The organism is Clostridioides sp. ZZV14-6150 (assembly GCF_020657875.1).
GTDB lineage: Bacteria > Bacillota > Clostridia > Peptostreptococcales > Peptostreptococcaceae > Clostridioides.
The window spans coordinates 1-18,884 of sequence record NZ_JAGWDA010000006.1 but is presented as its reverse complement, the minus strand read 5'-3'; the positions used below and the strand labels follow the sequence as shown (position 1 = coordinate 18,884).

The window sequence follows — 18,884 nt, the reverse complement described above, 5'->3', positions numbered from 1 at the left end:
TTAAGGATGTGAATTAAGATGTATTTTACATATATTATAAGATGTAAAGATGATTCTCTATATACTGGATATACTAGCAATATAGCAAGAAGAATGAATGAACATAAGCTAGGAATTAATTCAAAGTATACAAGAGCAAAGGGATTTAAAAAGTTAGAAGTTTACTTTGTAACAAATACAAAAAGTAATGCAATGAAATTAGAATACTATATAAAAAAATTAACTAGGGATAAAAAATTATCTATAATAAAAAATCCCAATATACTTATAGATTCAATTGACAATAAAGAAAATTATATTATTGGAGAACAGATAAAAGAACTGAAGTAAGTGTCTTTAATTACATAGTAAATAAATGTATATAGTGTAAAAACTTGACAATAAATACTATTGTAATATAATGAAGTTATAAATATAATAAATTAAAATAGCTAGGGGAGCCAAGAGCTGAGAGGAATACCGACCCTTACACCTGAACTGGATAATGCCAGCGTAGGAAAGCTTAGTATAAAACTTAAGTATGTATTATTTGTGATATATGCGAATTTCTAAGCTATACCTATTGTAGGTATAGCTTTTTTAGTTAATTTATTTAAATTAAATTTTTAGGAGGGTATAAATGAGTAACTATAAAATACCAACACTTACAATAGCTGGTTCAGATTCATCTGGAGGAGCTGGAATCCAAGCTGATTTGAAAACTTTTAGTGCAATTGGCACATATGGAATGAGTGTAATAACAGCTATAACGGCACAAAATACTCAAGGTGTTTTTGCTGTAGAAGATTTAAGTCAAAGTATAATAAAAAAACAAATAGAGGCAGTATTTGATGATATACCTCCAAGAGCAGTAAAAATAGGAATGGTTTCAAGCCCAGAAATTATACTTGAAATAGTTGAAAATTTAAAAAAATACAATCCAGAATATTTAGTAGTAGACCCCGTAATGATATCTAAAAGTGGATATTATTTATTAAAACCAGAAGCAAAGGAGAATCTAATTAAATATTTAATACCACTTGCATATATAATTACACCAAATATTCCAGAAGCAGAAGAAATTACAGGAATAAAAATACATAATGTAGATGATATGAACAGTGTAGGAAAGAAAATATTAGAGCTTGGACCTAAATTTGTTCTTATGAAAGGTGGACATTTAGATGGAGAAGCAGTGGATATTTTAGTTGGTAAAAATATATTTGAAGTGTATAAAAGTGAAAGAATTGATAAAAAAAATACACATGGAACAGGATGTACATTATCTTCTGCAATAACATCTTACCTTGCATTAGGTTATGAAATAAAAGAAGCAGTAAAATTAAGTAAAATTTATATAACAGAAGCAATAAAAAATAGTTTTGATATAGGTCATGGAGTAGGTCCAGTACATCATTTTTATAAGTTTGAATAGTAAATAAAATTTTATGGAGGTAGAATATGTATAATTTAATTGAAGATGCAAAGAAAGTAAACCCATTAGTAATTCACTATACTAATAATGTAACAATAAATGATTGTGCTAATGTAACCTTAGCTATAGGTGCAAGCCCTCTTATGAGTTTTTCATATGAAGAAGTAGAAGAAATGGTAAGTATAGCAAATGCTGTAGTTATAAATATAGGAACCATGAATTCAAATATATTAGATTTGTTTTTATTGGCTGGAAAGTCTGCAAATAAATACAATAAACCTGTTATCTTAGACCCAGTGGGAGTCTTTGCAAGTAAAGCCAGAGCAGAACTTACAAATAAGCTTTTAAATGAAGTTAAATTTGACGTGGTTAAAGGGAATATAGCAGAAATAAAATTTATAGGTGGTTTTGATGTAATGGGTAAGGGAGTAGATTCCTTTGATGATGAAGAAGATTCTACTGATATAATAAAAAAAGTTTCTGAAAAGCTTGAATGTATAGTTGCAGCAACTGGAAAAATAGATATAATAACTGATAGTAAGGATACATATAAAATAAATAATGGAACTGAGAAGCTAAAAGGTATTACAGGTACAGGATGTATGACTGCTAGCTTGATTGCAAGTTTTATGGCTGTGACTAAAAATACATTAGAAGCAGCTACAATGGGTGTACTTACAATGTCATTAAGTGGAGAGTTGGCTAATTTAAATAATCCACCAATAGGTACATTTAAAGAAAAGCTAATGAATTCTATTTACCAAATGGACGAAGAGATTATAAGTAAATACTCTAATATTGAATTTTTAAATGAATAAATGCTCAACAGGAGGATGTAAATGATAGATAAAGAATGTTTAAAAAAAGACTTAAAGTTATATTTAGTGACTGATTCTGAAATGCTAGAAGGTAGAGATTTTTATAAATGTATTGAAGATGCAATAGCTTCTGGAATAACAACTGTGCAACTTAGAGAAAAAAATGCTTCTGGAAAAGAATTTTTAAAAAAGGCTATGAGGCTAAGGGAAATAACTAGAAAACATGGTGTTAAGTTTATAATAAATGATAGAGTAGATATAGCAATTATTTGTGATGCAGATGGAGTACATGTAGGACAGAGTGACATTGATGCCAAGGAAGTTAGAAAGCTTATAGGGAAGAATAAAATACTAGGTGTATCAGCAAGAACTTTAGAAGAAGCTATCTGTGCAAAAAATGATGGTGCAGACTATTTAGGTATAGGGTCTATATTTACAACATCTACTAAATTGGATGCTAAATCCGCATCATTTGAAACTGTCAAAGAAATTAAAGAAAAGGTAGATATACCATTTGTATTGATTGGTGGGATAAAACTAGATAATATAGATAAACTTAAGTGTTTAAATAGTGATGGATATGCTATAATATCTGCAATATTAAAATCTGAAAATATATCTAAAGAAGTAGAAAAGTGGACATTAGAAATATAAAATGAGTTATGGTAGTGAAAAAATTGGTAAAATTTGATATAATTTAAAAGTAAAATACAGGAAGTTATAAATGTAAACTTTTCTACATATACTTTTTAATCAAAATATATGTAGATTTGATTAAAAGGAGATGTAAATGATTAGGATATTATTAGTGTGTGTTGGTGGTATGTCTTCTACTTTATTAGTAAATAAAATGGAGAAAGATGCAAAGAAAAGAGATATAGACTGTAAAATATGGGCAGTTGGAGAAGGAAATATAAAATCAGAACTTGGTAATTTTGATATTTTACTTCTTGGACCACAGCTTAGATTTATGTTTGATGATGTAAAGTCTATAGTTGGAGATAAGGCTCCAGTAGCTATAATAGATATGGTAAACTATGGTACTTGTAATGGTCATGCTGTATTAAATACAGTATTAGAAATACTAAATTAAATCAATTATCTATAGTGAACTCTATGATATAGAGTTCACTTTTTATATTCTTTAGCAAAAATAAATGATGAAAGGAGTACAGAAAAAATTAAACATCCTGATATAATATTCGAATTAAAATTTGAAGAATTGAAATTTATTAATGTTAAGGTTACAAATATTATCCTTATAAAAATCATAGCTTTTTATATTTCTATCAAAATTTAAGATTTTACAAATTTTTTCTAATCAACTATTAATATTCTTTTTATTTATTATATACTAAATAAAATTTAAAATCATTAATTTAAGTCTAATAGAATATTCTTAATAAAAAAATATATCGAAATTTTTTTCTAATTTTTTATTTTCAACAAGGCTGATTTAAATTATTCATCTTTATAGATTCTTAATATATAATTAACTTAGAAAAAATTATTTCTAGATGAAAAATTAATAAAGGAGAATATGATGTTATCATTATCTATAATATTTATGTGTATAGTATTTTAAAATTTTACTCTTACTTAAAAAAGATAGAGTTGTTTTTATATGTACTTTATTCCTAAATTTGCACTAATATATAAATGATACATTGGTATTATTGACATTTATATTGGAGGTTGATTATGAAGAATGAGATTTTACGTTTTATAAATGAAAAGGTATTATTTAACAATTTTGATGAACTTAAAAACCAGAGTGGTATAGTAACAGAAGATATAGTAAAAAAATTTAATTTAAGTAGAACTCAATCAAGTCGATTATTAAATGACTTGGTAAAGTCTGATAATCTTATAAAGATAAATAGTAGACCTGTTATCTTTCTACCAAAAAATAAGATAAATGATGCAATAGGTCCTACAAAAAAAAGTATTTATGAAAGTGTTGATGAACTTAATAATGAGTGTAAATTATTAAAGCAGGAAATTGTATTTAACAGTATTATAGGTCATGAAAGTAGCCTAAAAGAGGCAATAGAACAAATAAAAACCGCTGTACTTTATCCAAATGATGGACTTACAATAATGCTAACAGGCGAAAGTGGTGTAGGTAAAACTTTTTTAGCGAAGGTAATATATAAATATAGTGTAAGTAGTAATATATTAGAAAAAAATTCTCCATATAATGTACTAAACTGTGCACAATATTATAATAATCCAGAGTTATTATCAAGTATACTATTTGGACATGTCAAGGGAGCTTATACTGGAGCAAATGAATCTAGAGCTGGGTTAATAGAGAAATCTGATGGTGGTATATTATTTTTAGATGAGGTACATAGATTAAACAGTGAAGGTCAGGAAAAGTTATTTACATTTATGGATACAGGTACATTTTCTAGAATTGGAGAGAATGGAGTAAATAGAAGTGCTAAGGTAAGACTAGTATTTGCTACAACAGAAAGCTTATCTGAGTTTTTGCAGACTTTTTTAAGAAGAATACCTATAAATATTTATGTTCCAAATATAGAGGAAAGAGGAACTATTGAAAAAAGGAAGATTATAGAACATTTTATATATGAGGAAAGTAAGGTGCTTGGTTTACCCATAGAGATAACTCAAATTACATTAAATACAATTTTAAAGATAAAATTCAAAGGTAATATAGGTGAATGTAAAAATGTAATAAAATATGCATGTGGAAGGGCATATGCAAAAAATCAAAAAAGAAATGGAAATATTTTTGTTACACTTCAAGACCTTCCTAGAAATATTTATATAGAAAATGTAGATATATTTCAGTTCCAAAGTGCTAAAAGCAAAAGTATTGTGTTTTCTCCTAAACAATTTAATATTGAGACATCAAATGAAGGAAATAAAAGAAATATAATATATCAAAGTCTTATAAAGTGTTTAGATTATTTTGATAGACTAGAAAAAAAAGAAATAACGAAAGAGTTATTTAGTGAAAAGAGCTCCAACTTAATGATTAGATTAATGGATAACTTAGTTTTTTCAAATAATGATGAAAATAAAAATGTACTTATGGAGCTTATAATATCTATAATGCAGGACATATTTAGAAATTTAGAAGTTAACAACAATATAAAATATGATGGGAATAATGTATTAGCATTTTCTTCGTATCTTTATTTGAAGGATGAGTCTTATCAATTGTCTGATGAATGTAAAATCTTACAAAGTAAATTACTAACATATTTAAAAAAAGAGAATTACAAAGAATACTCTATAGTAAATAAAGTATCGACATTAATAGCAAATAGATTGGATATGTACCTTAATAATGTAGATATAATTATAATGATTATATTTATTAAGTCAACCGTTATAAGAATGAAGTCTAATAAAGTTAATGCAATGATTATAGCACATGGGTATGCTACTGCTAGTAGTATGGCAAATGTATGTAATCGTATGTTGGGTAAAAATGTATTTACAGCTATTGATATGCCAATAGATTCGACAATTGCTGATGTATCAAATCAAATGTCTAGATACTTGGAAGGAGATAGGATAAAAAATGGACTAGTTGTGTTATTTGATATGGGCTCTCTTAATCTGATATATGAAGATTTAAAGAGCAAAATAAATAGTCCAATGTTGTTTATAGACCAAATATCCACTATTTCTGCATTAGAGGTAGGCAACTTATTAATGCAAGGTAAAAATATTGAAGATATTGCAGAAATTATGGATGAAGAAATTAAACCCAATATACAATTGTATTATCCTCAAAAAAATAAGGAGTATGCTATAGTATCTTCTTGTTTTACTGGGATAGGTACTGCTATAAAAATCCAACATCTACTTTCAGAAAGTTTAATTGGTATAGTCGATGTTAAGATAATACCTCATGATTATGAGAGTCTTGTTTTTATGGGAGGTAAAGATCCAATTTTTAAGATGTATGATGTATTGGCCATAGTAGGAACTGCTAATCCAAATGTAAATGGAGTAGATTTCATACTGTTAGAGGATATAATATCAGGAAAAGGAGAAGAGGATGTCTTTAGAATATTTAGTAAAGTAGTAGAAAGTGAAAAAATCAAAAACATAAATGATTCTATCATAAAGAATTTTTCTTTGACTAGAGTAATAGATAGTCTGACTATTTTAGACTCAAAAAAAATAATAGAGAGAATAGAAGAAGGAATCAACGCTATAGAAAATAATCAAAAGAAAAAACTTCCTAATGATAAAAAAATTGCTTTATATGTTCACTTAAGTTGTATGATTGAAAGATTAGTTAGACAAGCTGAGATTGAAGAGTATACTGATATGAATTTATTAATTAAAAACCATCACAGTGAAGTTAAACTAATAAAAAATGCATTTAGTGTGCTAGAAAAGAGTTATAGTGTGCATATATCTATTTCAGAAATAGGATACATCTATAATATTATTTATGGACCACTTCAGTAAAATACAGTATTAAAAAATAAATAAATAAAATTAAAAAAAGTATGCCACTAGTTGGCATGCTTTTTGCTTTTATAAGTAAACAAGAGGATAAAAAATAAAAATTTTAATATATAATGGAGGATTTGAGGAAAATGATATCTTTAATGAGGATTGATGACAGACTAATACATGGGCAGGTGGCATATGGATGGACAACATCACTAGGTATAAATGTAATATTAGTTGCAAATGATGAAGCAAAAAACGATCAAATGAAAGCCATGTCATTAAATTTAGCTAAGCCTAGTAATGTAACTTTATATATAAGGGGGATAGAGGAATCTGGAGAAATAGTAGAAAAATTTGCTTCTTCAAAGAAAAGTAATGTATTAGTATTGGTAAAAAATACAAAAGATGCTTTAGATGTAGCTAAAAACTCAGGAGGAGTTTTAAAAGAAATAAATGTAGGTGGATTAAGATACGAAGAAGGAAAGAAGAAGCTGACAGACTTAGTTGCTGTTGATGATAATGATATAAAAAATTTTAAAGAAATAGCTGATTTAGGAATTGATATAGAATTTAGAATGTTACCTAGAGACAAAAAGAAAAAATTATCAGACTTAATAAAATAATTTGGGAGAAAGAAAATGAAAAATTTTTTAATTGCAACACATGGAGAATTGTCTAAGGAGCTTGTTGAGACAAGTAAATTAATAATTGGTTCATTAAGTAATGTTGAGTACTTTTGTATGACAAAAGATAAATCAGCAGACGATGCTGAGAAAGAAATGATAAGTATATTATCAAATAACAAAGATAATGGAGAACTTATCATACTAACAGATATATTTGGTGGAAGTGTAGCAAACATATGTACTAATTTACTTTTGCAGGGGTTTAAATTTGAGTTATTAACAGGAGTAAATTTACCAATGCTTTTGGCTATTCTTTTATCACCAGAAGAGGATGTAAAGCTATTAGCTAAATCGGGTTTAGAGGAAGCGAGAAATGGAATTGTTCATGTAAATGAATTATTAGAAAATAAAAATGAAATCAAGAATGTGATGTAATTAATGTAAATTAAGAGGGAGGTTCACTATGTTAGTACAAGCTATTATGTTAGCTATTATAGCAGGCTTTGGTATATTAGATGGACGTATATTTGGTCAATCTATGTTTGATAGACCAATAGTTACAGGGGCATTAGTAGGATTAGTTTTAGGAGATATAAAGTCAGGAATTATGATTGGTGCACAACTTGAATTAATTTGGATGGGAATTGCAGGAATAGGTGCAGCTACTCCTCCAGATGTAGTAACAGGTGGTGTATTAGGTACAGCTTTTGCTATATTATCAGGAAATGGTGCAGAAGTTGCTCTAGCTGTAGCAGTGCCAGTAGCAGTCTTAGCACAATCTCTTGGAGTATTAGTTAGAATAGTAAACTCATATTTTTCTCAAAAGGCAGTTTTCTATGCTAAACAAGCTGACTTTAAAAAGGTTACCATAATGATGTGGGTGCCAGTAGTATTATTCTTTTTAAGTACATCAGTTCCAACATTTTTAGCAATTATGATTGGTGCTGATAAAGTTACAACATTAATAAATGCAATACCTAAAGTTATACTAGACGGATTAGGTGTTGCAGGAACATTGTTACCAGCAGTAGGATTTGCACTACTTATGGATATGTTACTTTCAAAAAAGATGTCTGTATTTTTCTTTATAGGATTCCTCCTAGCATCTTATGTTGGACTAGATATAACTGCAATAGCGTTGTTTGGAGTCTGTGTAGCAGTTATATTAAACTTTTATATTAATAACAAAGAAAATAGTCAAAATCCTCAAGTAGCAACTAATATTTTAACGGAAGGAGAGATTGACTTTGAATAAACTAACAAAAAAAGAATTAAGAAGTATGTTTTGGCGTTCATTTGCTCTTCAAGGTGCATTCAATTATGAAAGAATGCAAAACTTAGGTTACTGCTATGCAATGTTACCTGCAATAAAGAAGTTATATAATAAAAAAGAAAATCAAGCAAAAGCAATAGAAAGACATTTAGAGATGTTTAATACAACCACAGTAGTAGTTCCTGCTATATTAGGTATAACAGCAGCTATGGAAGAGGAAAATGCTAATAATCCAGAATTTGATGAAAGTTCAATTAGTGCTGTTAAAACAGCTCTTATGGGACCCCTTGCAGGAATTGGGGATTCGCTGTTTTGGGGAACATTTAGAATTATAGCGGCTGGAATAGGAGTATCACTTGCAAAAGAAGGAAATATATTTGGACCACTATTATTCTTACTATTGTACAATATCCCAGCATTTGCTCTAAGAATACTTGGACTTAAATATGGATATAAAGTCGGGGTAAATTCCCTTGAAAGAATACAAAGAGAAGGGCTTATGGAGAAAATAATGTCTATGGCTACAACAGTTGGTTTATTTGTTGTAGGAGGAATGGTTGCAACAATGTTAAGTATAACCACTCCATTAAAATTTAATTTAAATGGTGCAGAAGTGGTTTTACAAGATATATTAGATAAAATAATACCTAATATGTTACCTTTAACTTTTGCATTTGTAATATATTACATGTTAAAGCGAAAGGTAAGTGTAACAAAGTTAACTCTAGGCATTATAGTGGGAGGAATTGCTTTACATGCAATAGGATTATTATAGAAACAAAATTATAATTTATTGAATATATGAATAAGGAAGGCATACAAAATGAGAATACAAGATTATATGTTAGAAACACCAGTTAAAATGAGAGAAATGATATCTAATGCAGATAATTTATTTAATGAAATTAAGAAAGAAGATATAAAAAAGATTATAATAACAGGTTCAGGTACTAGTTACCACTCAGGATTGCAAGTACAACCATATTTACAAAATTTATTAGACATAGATGTTGTAGAAAAGTATCCATTTATGATAACTGAAGATACGTTTAAATTTGATAATAAAAATACTTTGGTAGTAGGAATATCTCAAGGTGGAAGTAGTTATTCTGTATATAATGCTATGAAGTTAGCTGAAGACAAAGGTTGTAAAATAGCATCTATGGCGGGTTGTAAAAATGCTCTGATAGATGAGATTTCTGACTATATATTAACAGTGAATTGTGGTGAAGAAAAATCTGGTGCGAAAACAAAAGGCTTTTATTGCACAAAGTTAAATTTAATGTTATTAGGTCTTCAAATAGCTAGAGAAAAAGGAATAATATCTAGTGAAAAGTACAATGAAGAGATAAATAAGATATTAGATGCAATAGATAGATTTGAATCAGTATATAAATCATCTGAACAATGGATTGAAAGAAACAAAGAAAAGCTAGTTAACGCTAAAGAAATAAGAATAGTAGGCAACTCTGATATATATGGAGATACATTAGAGTCAGCATTAAAATTATTAGAGACAATGAGAATACCTGTAACTGGATATGAGTTTGAAGAGTTCATACATGGTGTGTACAATGCTATAAATAGTGATTCTACTATATTTATACTAGATACAGGGAAAGAGCCTAGAGTAACTAAGATGGTTGAAGTACTTTCTGGATGGACAGACAATGTATTTGTCATAGGTAGAGATGTTGCAGAAGAAGACAAAAATTTAAAGGCAAATATTATAGATAACCCTTACTATCAAACGTTTAACTTCATAGTACCTATACAATTGATATGTGGAGAAATACCTACATTAAGAGGTATAAACCCAAGCATTCCAAAAGATACTAAGTTCCACATGAAGTTAGGTAGTAAGAAGTTTAATAAGTAATTATACATATAAGTACTTTAGTTTATAGTTTCTTGTATAAATTTATAAATATACACTTAAGTAGCATGAATTATAAAGGTAGTGTCTCAAAATGATTTTAATTAATCATTTTGGAACACCACCTTTTTTAGTGTATCTTTAGTGTATATATAATAGATTAGTTTTTTACAAATCTACACACATTATCTTCAAAAATTAACTTACCATTTCTTTTTTTAGTCTCCACATAGCAAGTGCGAAACTTCCACAACATAATATTAAAAATAACACTATAACAGGTAGTATATCTCCAACCAGAATAGTTTTACCAAATATTAGGCTACGTAAAGTATTAATAACATGGGTAAATGGATTGAGCATAACTGCTATTTTTAATCCTCCAGATAAATCTTCAACAGGGAAGAGAGCAGAGCTTAAAAAGAAAATAGGAAGTACAATGGCAGTCATAATTGTTTCATAAATTATTTCATTTGGTAATAATAGGCTTATAGCATAAGCAAGACTTGATAAAAAAAAGGCTGTCATAAATATCAATACTATCATTATAGCAATTCCACCAATACCAGATGCTATTTTTACTGAAAAGAATATGCTTACTATGCATAAAATTGCTACTTCAATAAAAGACACTAGGATAGCTTCTAGTAACTGACCAAAGACAATGGAATATCTACTAATAGGTGCAATTAAAACTCTATAAAAACTTCCGCTATTTTTCATTATAAAATTGATGATACCACCACTACTACATGATGAAAAGATAACCAATACAATTATACCTGGAAGTATAAAAGCTGTATAATTATCAATATTCATATCACTCATAGTTTGGTTTGCGACAGAGCTATAAAGTACAAGCCAAAGAAGAGGTTGTAATATAGTAACTACAAATGAAATTGGATTTTTAAAACGCCATTTCATATTACGCCATAAGATATTTAACATTTCCATTCCTCCTTTGAATCCTTTTTAGAACTTGTTAATGCTAAAAAAACATCTTCAAGACTTGGTTCTACAATTTCTATTGCATCAAACTTTATATTATGCTCTAAAAGAAATTTATTTATTGAAGTAAGTGCAGTTCTACTATCTTCTACACTTATAAAAAGTGAATTTCCTCGTACATTCATAAATTTAACTAAGCAAGTATTTTTAATATCATTTTTATATTTTTTTATATCTTCATTATCATGAAATACGATACGAAGTATGTTTTGCTTAATATAACTACGCAAACTAGATGGTGTTCCTTGTGCCAAATCTTTTCCATTTTTCATAATACAGATATTATCACTTAGTTGTTCAGCTTCTTCAAGATAATGAGTAGTTAGAAAAATAGTTGTACCATATTCATCTCTAATTTTTAGTAGCATATCCCACATAGCTTTTCTTGAATCTACATCCATACCAACAGTAGGTTCATCTAAAAATAGAATTTTAGGAGATGACACCATATTCATAGCTATATCTAATCTACGTTTTACTCCACCAGAATAAGATGAGGTAGGATACTTTAAGTAACTAGTTAACTCAAATTTTTCAATTAAAGAGTTTATTCTTTCTTTTGCAACTTGTGGTTCCACTTTATACATTTTACTTTGGAATAGCATGTTTTCCATAAGAGACAGGTGTTCATCAATAGATATTTGTTGTGCTACACAAGCAATTTGAGTGCGTATCCAAGATGGATTATTTATTAAATCTTTTCCAAACATTGTTACATTACCAGCTGTAGGTTTGTAAAAAGTGGTCAAAATATTGATAAGCGAAGATTTACCAGCACCATTTGGACCAAGCAAAGAAAAGATTTCTCCAGCCTTTACACTAAAACTTAGACCATTTAAAGCTTTTACACCATTTTTATATTCTTTTACTAAATTGTTGATTTCGATTGCCAACATATATTATTCCTCCTCTTTAAGTGGAAATATGATTTCTGTAATATATTTATCTGGATTACCTTTTATTAGCATACCTGGTCCTTTAATAAATACTTCTCTCCAAGGAGTTTGTATCGTTAGATTATTTTCATGAATATATTTAAATATCATTTCATATGTTTTTGGCAAATTACTATATGAACCCATGTGGGTAAAAAACAAAGCTTTTGTTTTAGGAAACTCTTTTATTGTTACACCCATACGATTTGGAGTTTCAGCAGTTGGTACACATAACTCCATTTTTCCTATGCCAGTTTCTTGGTCAACATTATGGTAGCAAAAGAATGGTGCACCATTTGATTTTCCTTTTATAGATTTAAATACATTTGGAAAATATTTTGTTGCTTCAGTCATAGGTCCATTGTAACTCATAGTAGCTGCTGTGACTGATTCGATGTTTTTAATTTCAATTTTATAATTCATTTGTTTTCCTCCCTAAGTATGTTTATAATGGTTTCATTAATCCATTAAGTATTAGTACAATATAAGATTTTTGATTCGTTGATGAGATAACCTTACCTTGTTTGCTTGTTTTCAAGTCTAACATAACATAAAATATATATCCTCTCATTTGATGCTCGATTTTGTAAACTTATTATTTGAATTTTGATTTCAATGATTTAATAAATTAAAATCAAAGAATTTATAAAAAAGTGTTTACAAATCAAGTGTATTAATCGTATAATACACTTAATGAAATATAAAATGAAATTTAAAGTAGGAATGTATTTTTTTAGAAAAAGTGTATTATCGTATTAATACACTAGAATAGGAGGAAGTATGAATTTTGAATTAGATAATACATCTCCCATTTATTTGCAAATAATAAAGCATATAAAGAGACAAATAGTAACCGGAGAATTAAAACCAGGAGAAACAATACCATCAAGAAGAGAAATGGCACTTAATTTAAAAGTAAATTTAAATACTGTTCAAAGAGCATATAAGGAGATGGGTGATATGAATATAATAAATACTTTTAAAAACTATCAGAGTAGCGTGACAGTTGATGAAAATATATTAAAAAATCTAAAACTAGAGCTAATAAATGAATCTTTGGTTGTATTTATAGAAGATATGAAGGCGATAAATGTTACTAAAGAAGAAGTTTTAAAGATAATAGAAGATAGATATTAGTTTTTTAATAAATATAAACACTTAACTTATAAGGTTAATTGTACAAGCATATTAAATATGGAGGACACTAATATGATAGAAATTAAAAATGTAAGTAAAACATATAAAAGAATGCAAGGGCTAAAAGTAAAAAAAATAGAGGCTTTAAAGAATGTAAGCTTTAATATTGAAAAAGGAAAAATAACAGCTTTACTTGGGATAAATGGTGTTGGTAAGTCAACAGTATTAAAAGCAATAGCAGGACTTATAAAAATTGACAGTGGAGAGATTTTAATAGATGGAGAAAAAATGAATAAAAACATATATAATAAACTTGCATTTGTTCCAGATGTAGAATCTCACTTTAGTAATACAACAATAAAAGAGTCATTTGAATTGATGGAAATTTTTTATCCAAGATGGAATAAAGAAAAATCAAAAGAAATGATGGATATATTTAAACTGAATGAAAATGAAGTAATTGACAATTTATCTAAAGGAAATATTGCAAGAGTAAAATTAATACTTGGATTTTGTCAAGACCCAGACTATATATTACTTGATGAACCATTCACAGGGATTGACTTGTTTAAAAGAGAAGAATTTATAGGGGTAATAGCACAATATATGAAAGAAAATCAAGCTATTATTATAACAACTCATGAGATAGTAGAAATAGAAAGCCTAGTTGATGAAGTTATAATTCTTGATGAAGGTAAAATAATAACATCATTTAATGCAGAAGATTTAAGAGAAAGAGAGGGTAAGTCTATATTAGATAAAATGAGGGAGGTATATAAGAATGAATAAGCTTCTATGTCTAATAAATGTAGATTTAAGGAGAAATAAGAGGTTTTATATAGCTTATATATCTTTTTTATCTTTAATTACACTGTGTTTAAATTTATTTGAAATTATTAAATTTAAGAACTCTAAATTTATTATAAACTTAGCAATAGAGGATTTTGGAGGTGTATTTTATGGAATAGGTGTAATTGGGAATCTTAGATGTATCCAAATAATTTTACTGTACGGAATATTGGGAATGTTTACATACTATATTTTTATGTGGAAAAGAGATTTCTTTTCTAAAAATCAAAGTATTTATACTTTAATGATGTTACCGCAGGATAAATTTAAGCTTTGCATATCTAAGTCAATAGCTTTGATAACAATGGTATATGGTTTTTTGATAAGTCAGATAGCAACATTATTTATATGTAAATATATATTTAATTTTATTTTTAGAAATATTCCAATAGTTAATATGTCCTTTGCTCAGGATTTATATTATTTAAATTTAAAAAGTATTCCAATCGATTTTGTTTCTTTTATAACAATTTATGTGATTTTACTGCTTTTAGCTATTTCTTTTTTAAATTGTTGTATATTATTCACATTTTCTTACAGAGGTAAACTTTATGTGATTTTAATTACCTTGATAATTTTGGCAGGGCTATATTTTTCAACAGTGTATATAAATATAATTAGTTTGTTTAGAAAGTATTATGGATTTGTTGGAACACAACTTAATTCTTTAGGTAATTATGTATTAAGTTTTATAGTTATAATGTTTATTTTAAATGGAATCTCTTATTTTTTAATAAATAAGAAGTTGTCTGTTTAGGAGGTGTGTCATGAAATTAAAATCTAAAGTATCTATACTTATTATATTTTTAGCAGTAGCAATATATTTTAGTATAGACATATTGAACAATGAAAACAATTTAAGTATAAAAACTATAAAAGGTGACCCAGATGAATTGGACTATATAAACATAGATTTTGGATATGATTTTAATGGATATATAAATTCAAGATATATAATAAATGGAAGTAATAAAACTAAAAAAACAGAATTATTAAAATCAATAAAAGAGAGTGAGAATACGAATAATCTAATCGATGTCTCTAGTGGTTTGGATTCAATAGCTCATGTTGGTTTTGAAATAAATGATGATTCTAAATCTAATTCAAGAGGGATAAATTTTGTCATAGATGAGAAAAAAGAAGACCTAGAAAAAGGTGTATTTATGTCAGAAGGAAGTGATAAAAAAATTGAATATGAAAAACTAGATATGAACAACTTTATAAGAACTAGATATAAAGTAGATAAAGATATCGATGAGTATCATGTAAAAGTACTATCATCAAAAAGATACAAAAAAGACTTATATGTGTCTGTGCTTTATGCTCCAAGTGACTCATCAGAAAAAGATGAAGAAGCTTTGAGTACTATAGATATAATAAAGATTAATACTAAAAATAAAAAAATAGAGACGATAAAAAGTATAAATATAAGCAAGTATCTTTTTGAAAAATACAACAATATACAAAGTATTGATGTAAGTTATTCTAGTAAAGATGGAGATAAAATGTATATTTTGATAGAAGCAATAAATGCAAATACATGGGACGATGTTGCTTCTAAGCTAAATTTACTTGAGTATAATGTTGAAGAGAATAAAGATAACATAATAGAATTAAAAAGTTATGATAGAATGTCTTTGGAAAAAGCAAAGCTAAAAGATAGTAAATTATATATGATAATGTCAGAAAGAGATAATGCCAATAAAAGTAAAGAGATAAATTTAATAACTTATAACATACTAGATGGCGGTTTAGTTGAAGATAAATATGTTTTGGATGAAAAAGAAGAAAGAAGCATTAGAAACATTGAAATTGATTCAAATAAAATCATTGTATGTACATCAAAAATAAATCCCGTACTACCTTGGGACAATAAGACTATCCTATATATAATAAATAAAAATTCGAAAGAAATAGTGTATAAGGGAGAATTACAGTTTAATAGTTCAAATAGCAATTTAGAATTTGGAATAAAGTAGGTGAATTGATGAGAGATTTAATGAAGTTATTTGAGTTTGATTTAAAAAGAAACATAAAAAATTATATATTTATAATCATTTGTTGCTGTTCGATTGTATTTTTAAATCTAGTGAAAAATTTAAATGATTATAATTATATAATAGAGAATGCAGTAAAAACTGAGCAGTTATCAAAAGTAGGAAAGACAATAGAAACAGTAAGTGTCATGGGATTTTCAAGTTTTGGAAACATAATGGGTTCTATACAATCATGTTTTTTGTTTGGTATATTTGTGTGTATTTGTTATGCTTTCTTTATTTGGTATAGAGATTTTGATATGAAAAGTAAATCTATATATACACTTATGATGCTTCCTAAAAATAAAATTAATATTTATATATCTAAATTATTAAATGTATTGTTTCTAGTGTATAGCTACACGATATTATTTACTATAACTTTATTTATTGCAAGTAAGATACTACCGAATTATATGCTTGGTAGTATTACAAACTATAATTTTGTACAAGAAACAATATATAAGTTAAATATTTTACTTCCATACAGCTTTGAGAACTTATTAGTAGAATATGTATTTTTACTAATAGGAGTTATATGTGTAGTATTTACATCAATTCTTATAAATAAATCTGTGTATAAGATGAGGGCTTTAATGAGTTTTCTATTTTTAGTTATAGAAATTCTAATATTTATAATTCTTGTAGAATTTATTATACCTTATGAATATAGTAATGTATTTACTGTAGTATATTCAAGTGTGAGTATATTTGTATGTAGTTTTGTGTCTAATAAACTTTTAAATAATAAAATTGACTTTTAGGAGGTGTATATATGAGAGAAAAGAAATTAGGAAAATATACAATATGTTTTATAACAGTATGTTTATCAATGATTATTATGGCTTTGATATTGAGTTATCTTAATAAAAATAAATTATCTATAAGAACTTTAAATGGCAATATAAAGGATATAGGAAGAGTGAGTTTAGTATATACACCTAATATAAGTAAATATACTTATGAAGAAGTAATCATAAGCAAAAATGGGACAAGAAATGATATAAATCCTAAAACTAAAATTGGAAATGATTATTTGCATATTGATAAGAAATACAGCGATTTTATTGATGATAAAGGAAGCGAATTTATATATAAAGATGATTTGAATATAGGTGTAGCATATACTTCTACTAAGTCTAATTCAGTACATGAAAGAAACAATTTAAATGATTATATAAAAGTTTCAAATAAAAATTTAAAAAGTGGTTTAGAAGAAAATTTTGATATTGATTTAAAAAAATCTGATTTTAAAGAAAATAGCTGGCGAACTGTTTTTAACCAAATATATAGGGGAAATTTATATATGGTGATTAGTGAAACCAATGTTTCAGGTGCTACAGTCAATAATATTTGTATATTAAAGATAGACATAAAAAATAAATCCTATAAATTATTAAATAGATTTAATTTAAATTCGCAAAGCAAATACCAACAGAGTATTAACGAGATTAAATTTTCTATTGGAACTAAACTTTATTTGGAGAGGTTAAATAACAAAGATATAAATGGTGACATTGAAGGTCATGATAATTATTCAGATTTTATTGTATATGATATAGAAGAGAATTCTTTCAATAAAAGTAATAAGTTTATGGATAATTTAAATAAAGAAAAAAATGCTGACCAAAGGGAAAGGGGTTTATTAAGTAAAACAAAGTTAGACTATATTGTTAGAGATAACAAACTAAATATTATAGTTACAGATAAAAGTCGTTCTATAATTAATCTTGTTTATAGTGTTGATTCCAATGAGATTAATTTAGAAGATTATGAAAGGCTTAATTTAAAAGTAAATTATGATGAAGCGTTATCTGGTGTTAGAAAAGTTAAGTTGCTAGATGATAAAATATATTCTATTTCAAGTGTAAAGGAAAATATTTCAGGAGAGAAAAAAGGAAGTGGAGTTACTTCTGATATAGTTGGAACTAAACCAATAAAATTTCAAGTATTTGATATGAGTCTTAAAAAAACAGTATATGAAGCTGAATTGATAAATGGAGATGTAAGTTTACAAGACAAGTTGTTTTTTGTAGCAAATTAAATAATAGTATTAATCTTATAACTTTAGATTGGTATACTTTTATTATATAAAAATGAATAAATAAAAATAAGGCAAGATAATTATACGTATATTTTGATTATCTTGTCTTATTTTTATCTTTGATATAAAAGCAATCTGAATAATATTTTTTACATATTATAAATATTCTAATATACTTTAATTTAATTCGATATTTAATTCACTTAAATTTGAAATGATAGTAATATAGTGGTAAAATTAATTATTAGAATATTAAAAATAATAGATAAATAATACATTATACTTGAAAAGGGGGAGAATTTAAAAATGAGCAAAAAGTATATAAAAGCAGGAAATTTAATTGATTAAAAAATAGCTACGCACACTCGTGACTTTAGTCATGAGTTAGTAGCTAAAATAGTCAGCATATAGGGAAACTTATA

Annotated in this window: 20 protein-coding genes and 1 riboswitch; of the genes, 17 read left to right on the top strand and 3 right to left on the bottom strand. The window is 26.8% G+C overall.

Annotated features, from left to right (window positions below; translation table 11 throughout):
- The first annotated feature begins 18 nt into the window (after positions 1-18).
- The 11 genes from KGF41_RS08550 to KGF41_RS08500 all read left to right on the top strand — a co-directional run bounded on the left by KGF41_RS08550 (position 19) and on the right by KGF41_RS08500 (position 10,456).
- On the top strand, positions 19-330 hold the full coding sequence (locus KGF41_RS08550; RefSeq protein WP_227827450.1) for a GIY-YIG nuclease family protein: 312 nt from the start codon (positions 19-21) through the stop codon (positions 328-330).
- A gap of 93 nt (positions 331-423) precedes the next feature.
- Positions 424-516, top strand: a riboswitch (TPP riboswitch).
- Positions 517-619: 103 nt separating this feature from the next.
- Positions 620-1,414 (top strand): bifunctional hydroxymethylpyrimidine kinase/phosphomethylpyrimidine kinase, encoded by a 795-nt coding sequence (gene thiD, locus KGF41_RS08545; protein ID WP_227827451.1) that lies wholly within the window; start codon positions 620-622, stop codon positions 1,412-1,414.
- Positions 1,415-1,440: 26 nt separating this feature from the next.
- Entirely contained in the window at positions 1,441-2,232 is a 792-nt protein-coding gene (gene thiM, locus KGF41_RS08540; protein WP_227850818.1) for a hydroxyethylthiazole kinase, read from the top strand.
- 21 nt (positions 2,233-2,253) lie between these two features.
- Entirely contained in the window at positions 2,254-2,886 is a 633-nt protein-coding gene (gene thiE / locus KGF41_RS08535) for a thiamine phosphate synthase (protein ID WP_227850817.1), read from the top strand.
- Between the two features lie 136 nt (positions 2,887-3,022).
- On the top strand, positions 3,023-3,325 hold the full coding sequence (locus tag KGF41_RS08530) for a PTS sugar transporter subunit IIB (protein ID WP_227827454.1): 303 nt from the start codon (positions 3,023-3,025) through the stop codon (positions 3,323-3,325).
- 608 nt (positions 3,326-3,933) lie between these two features.
- Positions 3,934-6,690, top strand: coding sequence for a sigma 54-interacting transcriptional regulator (locus KGF41_RS08525; RefSeq protein WP_227827455.1), 2,757 nt, complete (start codon positions 3,934-3,936; stop codon positions 6,688-6,690).
- A 131-nt stretch (positions 6,691-6,821) separates the two neighbouring features.
- Positions 6,822-7,301, top strand: coding sequence for a PTS sugar transporter subunit IIB (locus KGF41_RS08520; RefSeq protein WP_227827456.1), 480 nt, complete (start codon positions 6,822-6,824; stop codon positions 7,299-7,301).
- A 15-nt stretch (positions 7,302-7,316) separates the two neighbouring features.
- A complete protein-coding gene (locus KGF41_RS08515) occupies positions 7,317-7,739 on the top strand; it encodes a PTS sugar transporter subunit IIA (RefSeq protein ID WP_227827457.1) in 423 nt (140 codons plus the stop codon).
- A 28-nt stretch (positions 7,740-7,767) separates the two neighbouring features.
- Complete coding sequence (locus KGF41_RS08510; protein WP_227827458.1) at positions 7,768-8,559, top strand: PTS mannose/fructose/sorbose/N-acetylgalactosamine transporter subunit IIC; 792 nt, start codon at positions 7,768-7,770, stop codon at positions 8,557-8,559.
- Positions 8,552-9,352, top strand: a complete 801-nt coding sequence (locus KGF41_RS08505) for a PTS system mannose/fructose/sorbose family transporter subunit IID (RefSeq protein WP_227827459.1) — start codon at positions 8,552-8,554, stop codon at positions 9,350-9,352. Before KGF41_RS08510 ends, KGF41_RS08505 begins: the two co-directional genes overlap by 8 nt.
- Before the next feature lie 48 nt (positions 9,353-9,400).
- Positions 9,401-10,456: an SIS domain-containing protein gene (locus KGF41_RS08500; RefSeq protein ID WP_227827460.1), complete on the top strand. Its 1,056-nt coding sequence runs from the start codon at positions 9,401-9,403 to the stop codon at positions 10,454-10,456.
- A 195-nt stretch (positions 10,457-10,651) separates the two neighbouring features.
- Here KGF41_RS08500 and KGF41_RS08495 read toward each other — a convergent pair whose 3' ends face one another.
- Genes KGF41_RS08495 through KGF41_RS08485 form a run of 3 tightly spaced genes read right to left on the bottom strand, consistent with a single transcriptional unit; the run spans position 10,652 to position 12,819 of the window.
- A complete protein-coding gene (locus tag KGF41_RS08495) occupies positions 10,652-11,401 on the bottom strand; it encodes an ABC transporter permease (RefSeq protein WP_227840906.1) in 750 nt (249 codons plus the stop codon).
- Positions 11,395-12,357 (bottom strand): ABC transporter ATP-binding protein, encoded by a 963-nt coding sequence (locus KGF41_RS08490; RefSeq protein ID WP_227840905.1) that lies wholly within the window; start codon positions 12,355-12,357, stop codon positions 11,395-11,397. Before KGF41_RS08490 ends, KGF41_RS08495 begins: the two co-directional genes overlap by 7 nt.
- A 3-nt stretch (positions 12,358-12,360) precedes the next feature.
- Positions 12,361-12,819: a GyrI-like domain-containing protein gene (locus KGF41_RS08485; protein WP_227827463.1), complete on the bottom strand. Its 459-nt coding sequence runs from the start codon at positions 12,817-12,819 to the stop codon at positions 12,361-12,363.
- Between the two features lie 357 nt (positions 12,820-13,176).
- On the opposite strand from KGF41_RS08485, the gene KGF41_RS08480 reads away from it, so the two are divergent.
- From KGF41_RS08480 to KGF41_RS08455, 6 genes are all read left to right on the top strand, one after another.
- Positions 13,177-13,533 (top strand): GntR family transcriptional regulator, encoded by a 357-nt coding sequence (locus tag KGF41_RS08480; protein WP_227433053.1) that lies wholly within the window; start codon positions 13,177-13,179, stop codon positions 13,531-13,533.
- Positions 13,534-13,605: 72 nt separating this feature from the next.
- Complete coding sequence (locus KGF41_RS08475) at positions 13,606-14,322, top strand: ABC transporter ATP-binding protein (RefSeq protein WP_227827464.1); 717 nt, start codon at positions 13,606-13,608, stop codon at positions 14,320-14,322.
- Positions 14,315-15,139, top strand: coding sequence for an ABC transporter permease (locus KGF41_RS08470; protein WP_227827465.1), 825 nt, complete (start codon positions 14,315-14,317; stop codon positions 15,137-15,139). The genes KGF41_RS08475 and KGF41_RS08470 overlap by 8 nt, the downstream gene beginning before the upstream one ends.
- Positions 15,140-15,149: 10 nt before the next feature.
- Positions 15,150-16,361 carry a hypothetical protein gene (locus KGF41_RS08465; RefSeq protein WP_227827466.1) on the top strand — a complete coding sequence of 404 codons (1,212 nt, stop codon included), beginning with the start codon at positions 15,150-15,152 and terminating at the stop codon, positions 16,359-16,361.
- Between the two features lie 8 nt (positions 16,362-16,369).
- A complete protein-coding gene (locus KGF41_RS08460) occupies positions 16,370-17,182 on the top strand; it encodes a hypothetical protein (RefSeq protein WP_227827467.1) in 813 nt (270 codons plus the stop codon).
- 11 nt (positions 17,183-17,193) lie between these two features.
- A complete protein-coding gene (locus tag KGF41_RS08455; protein ID WP_227827468.1) occupies positions 17,194-18,462 on the top strand; it encodes a hypothetical protein in 1,269 nt (422 codons plus the stop codon).
- The last annotated feature ends 422 nt before the right edge of the window (positions 18,463-18,884 follow it).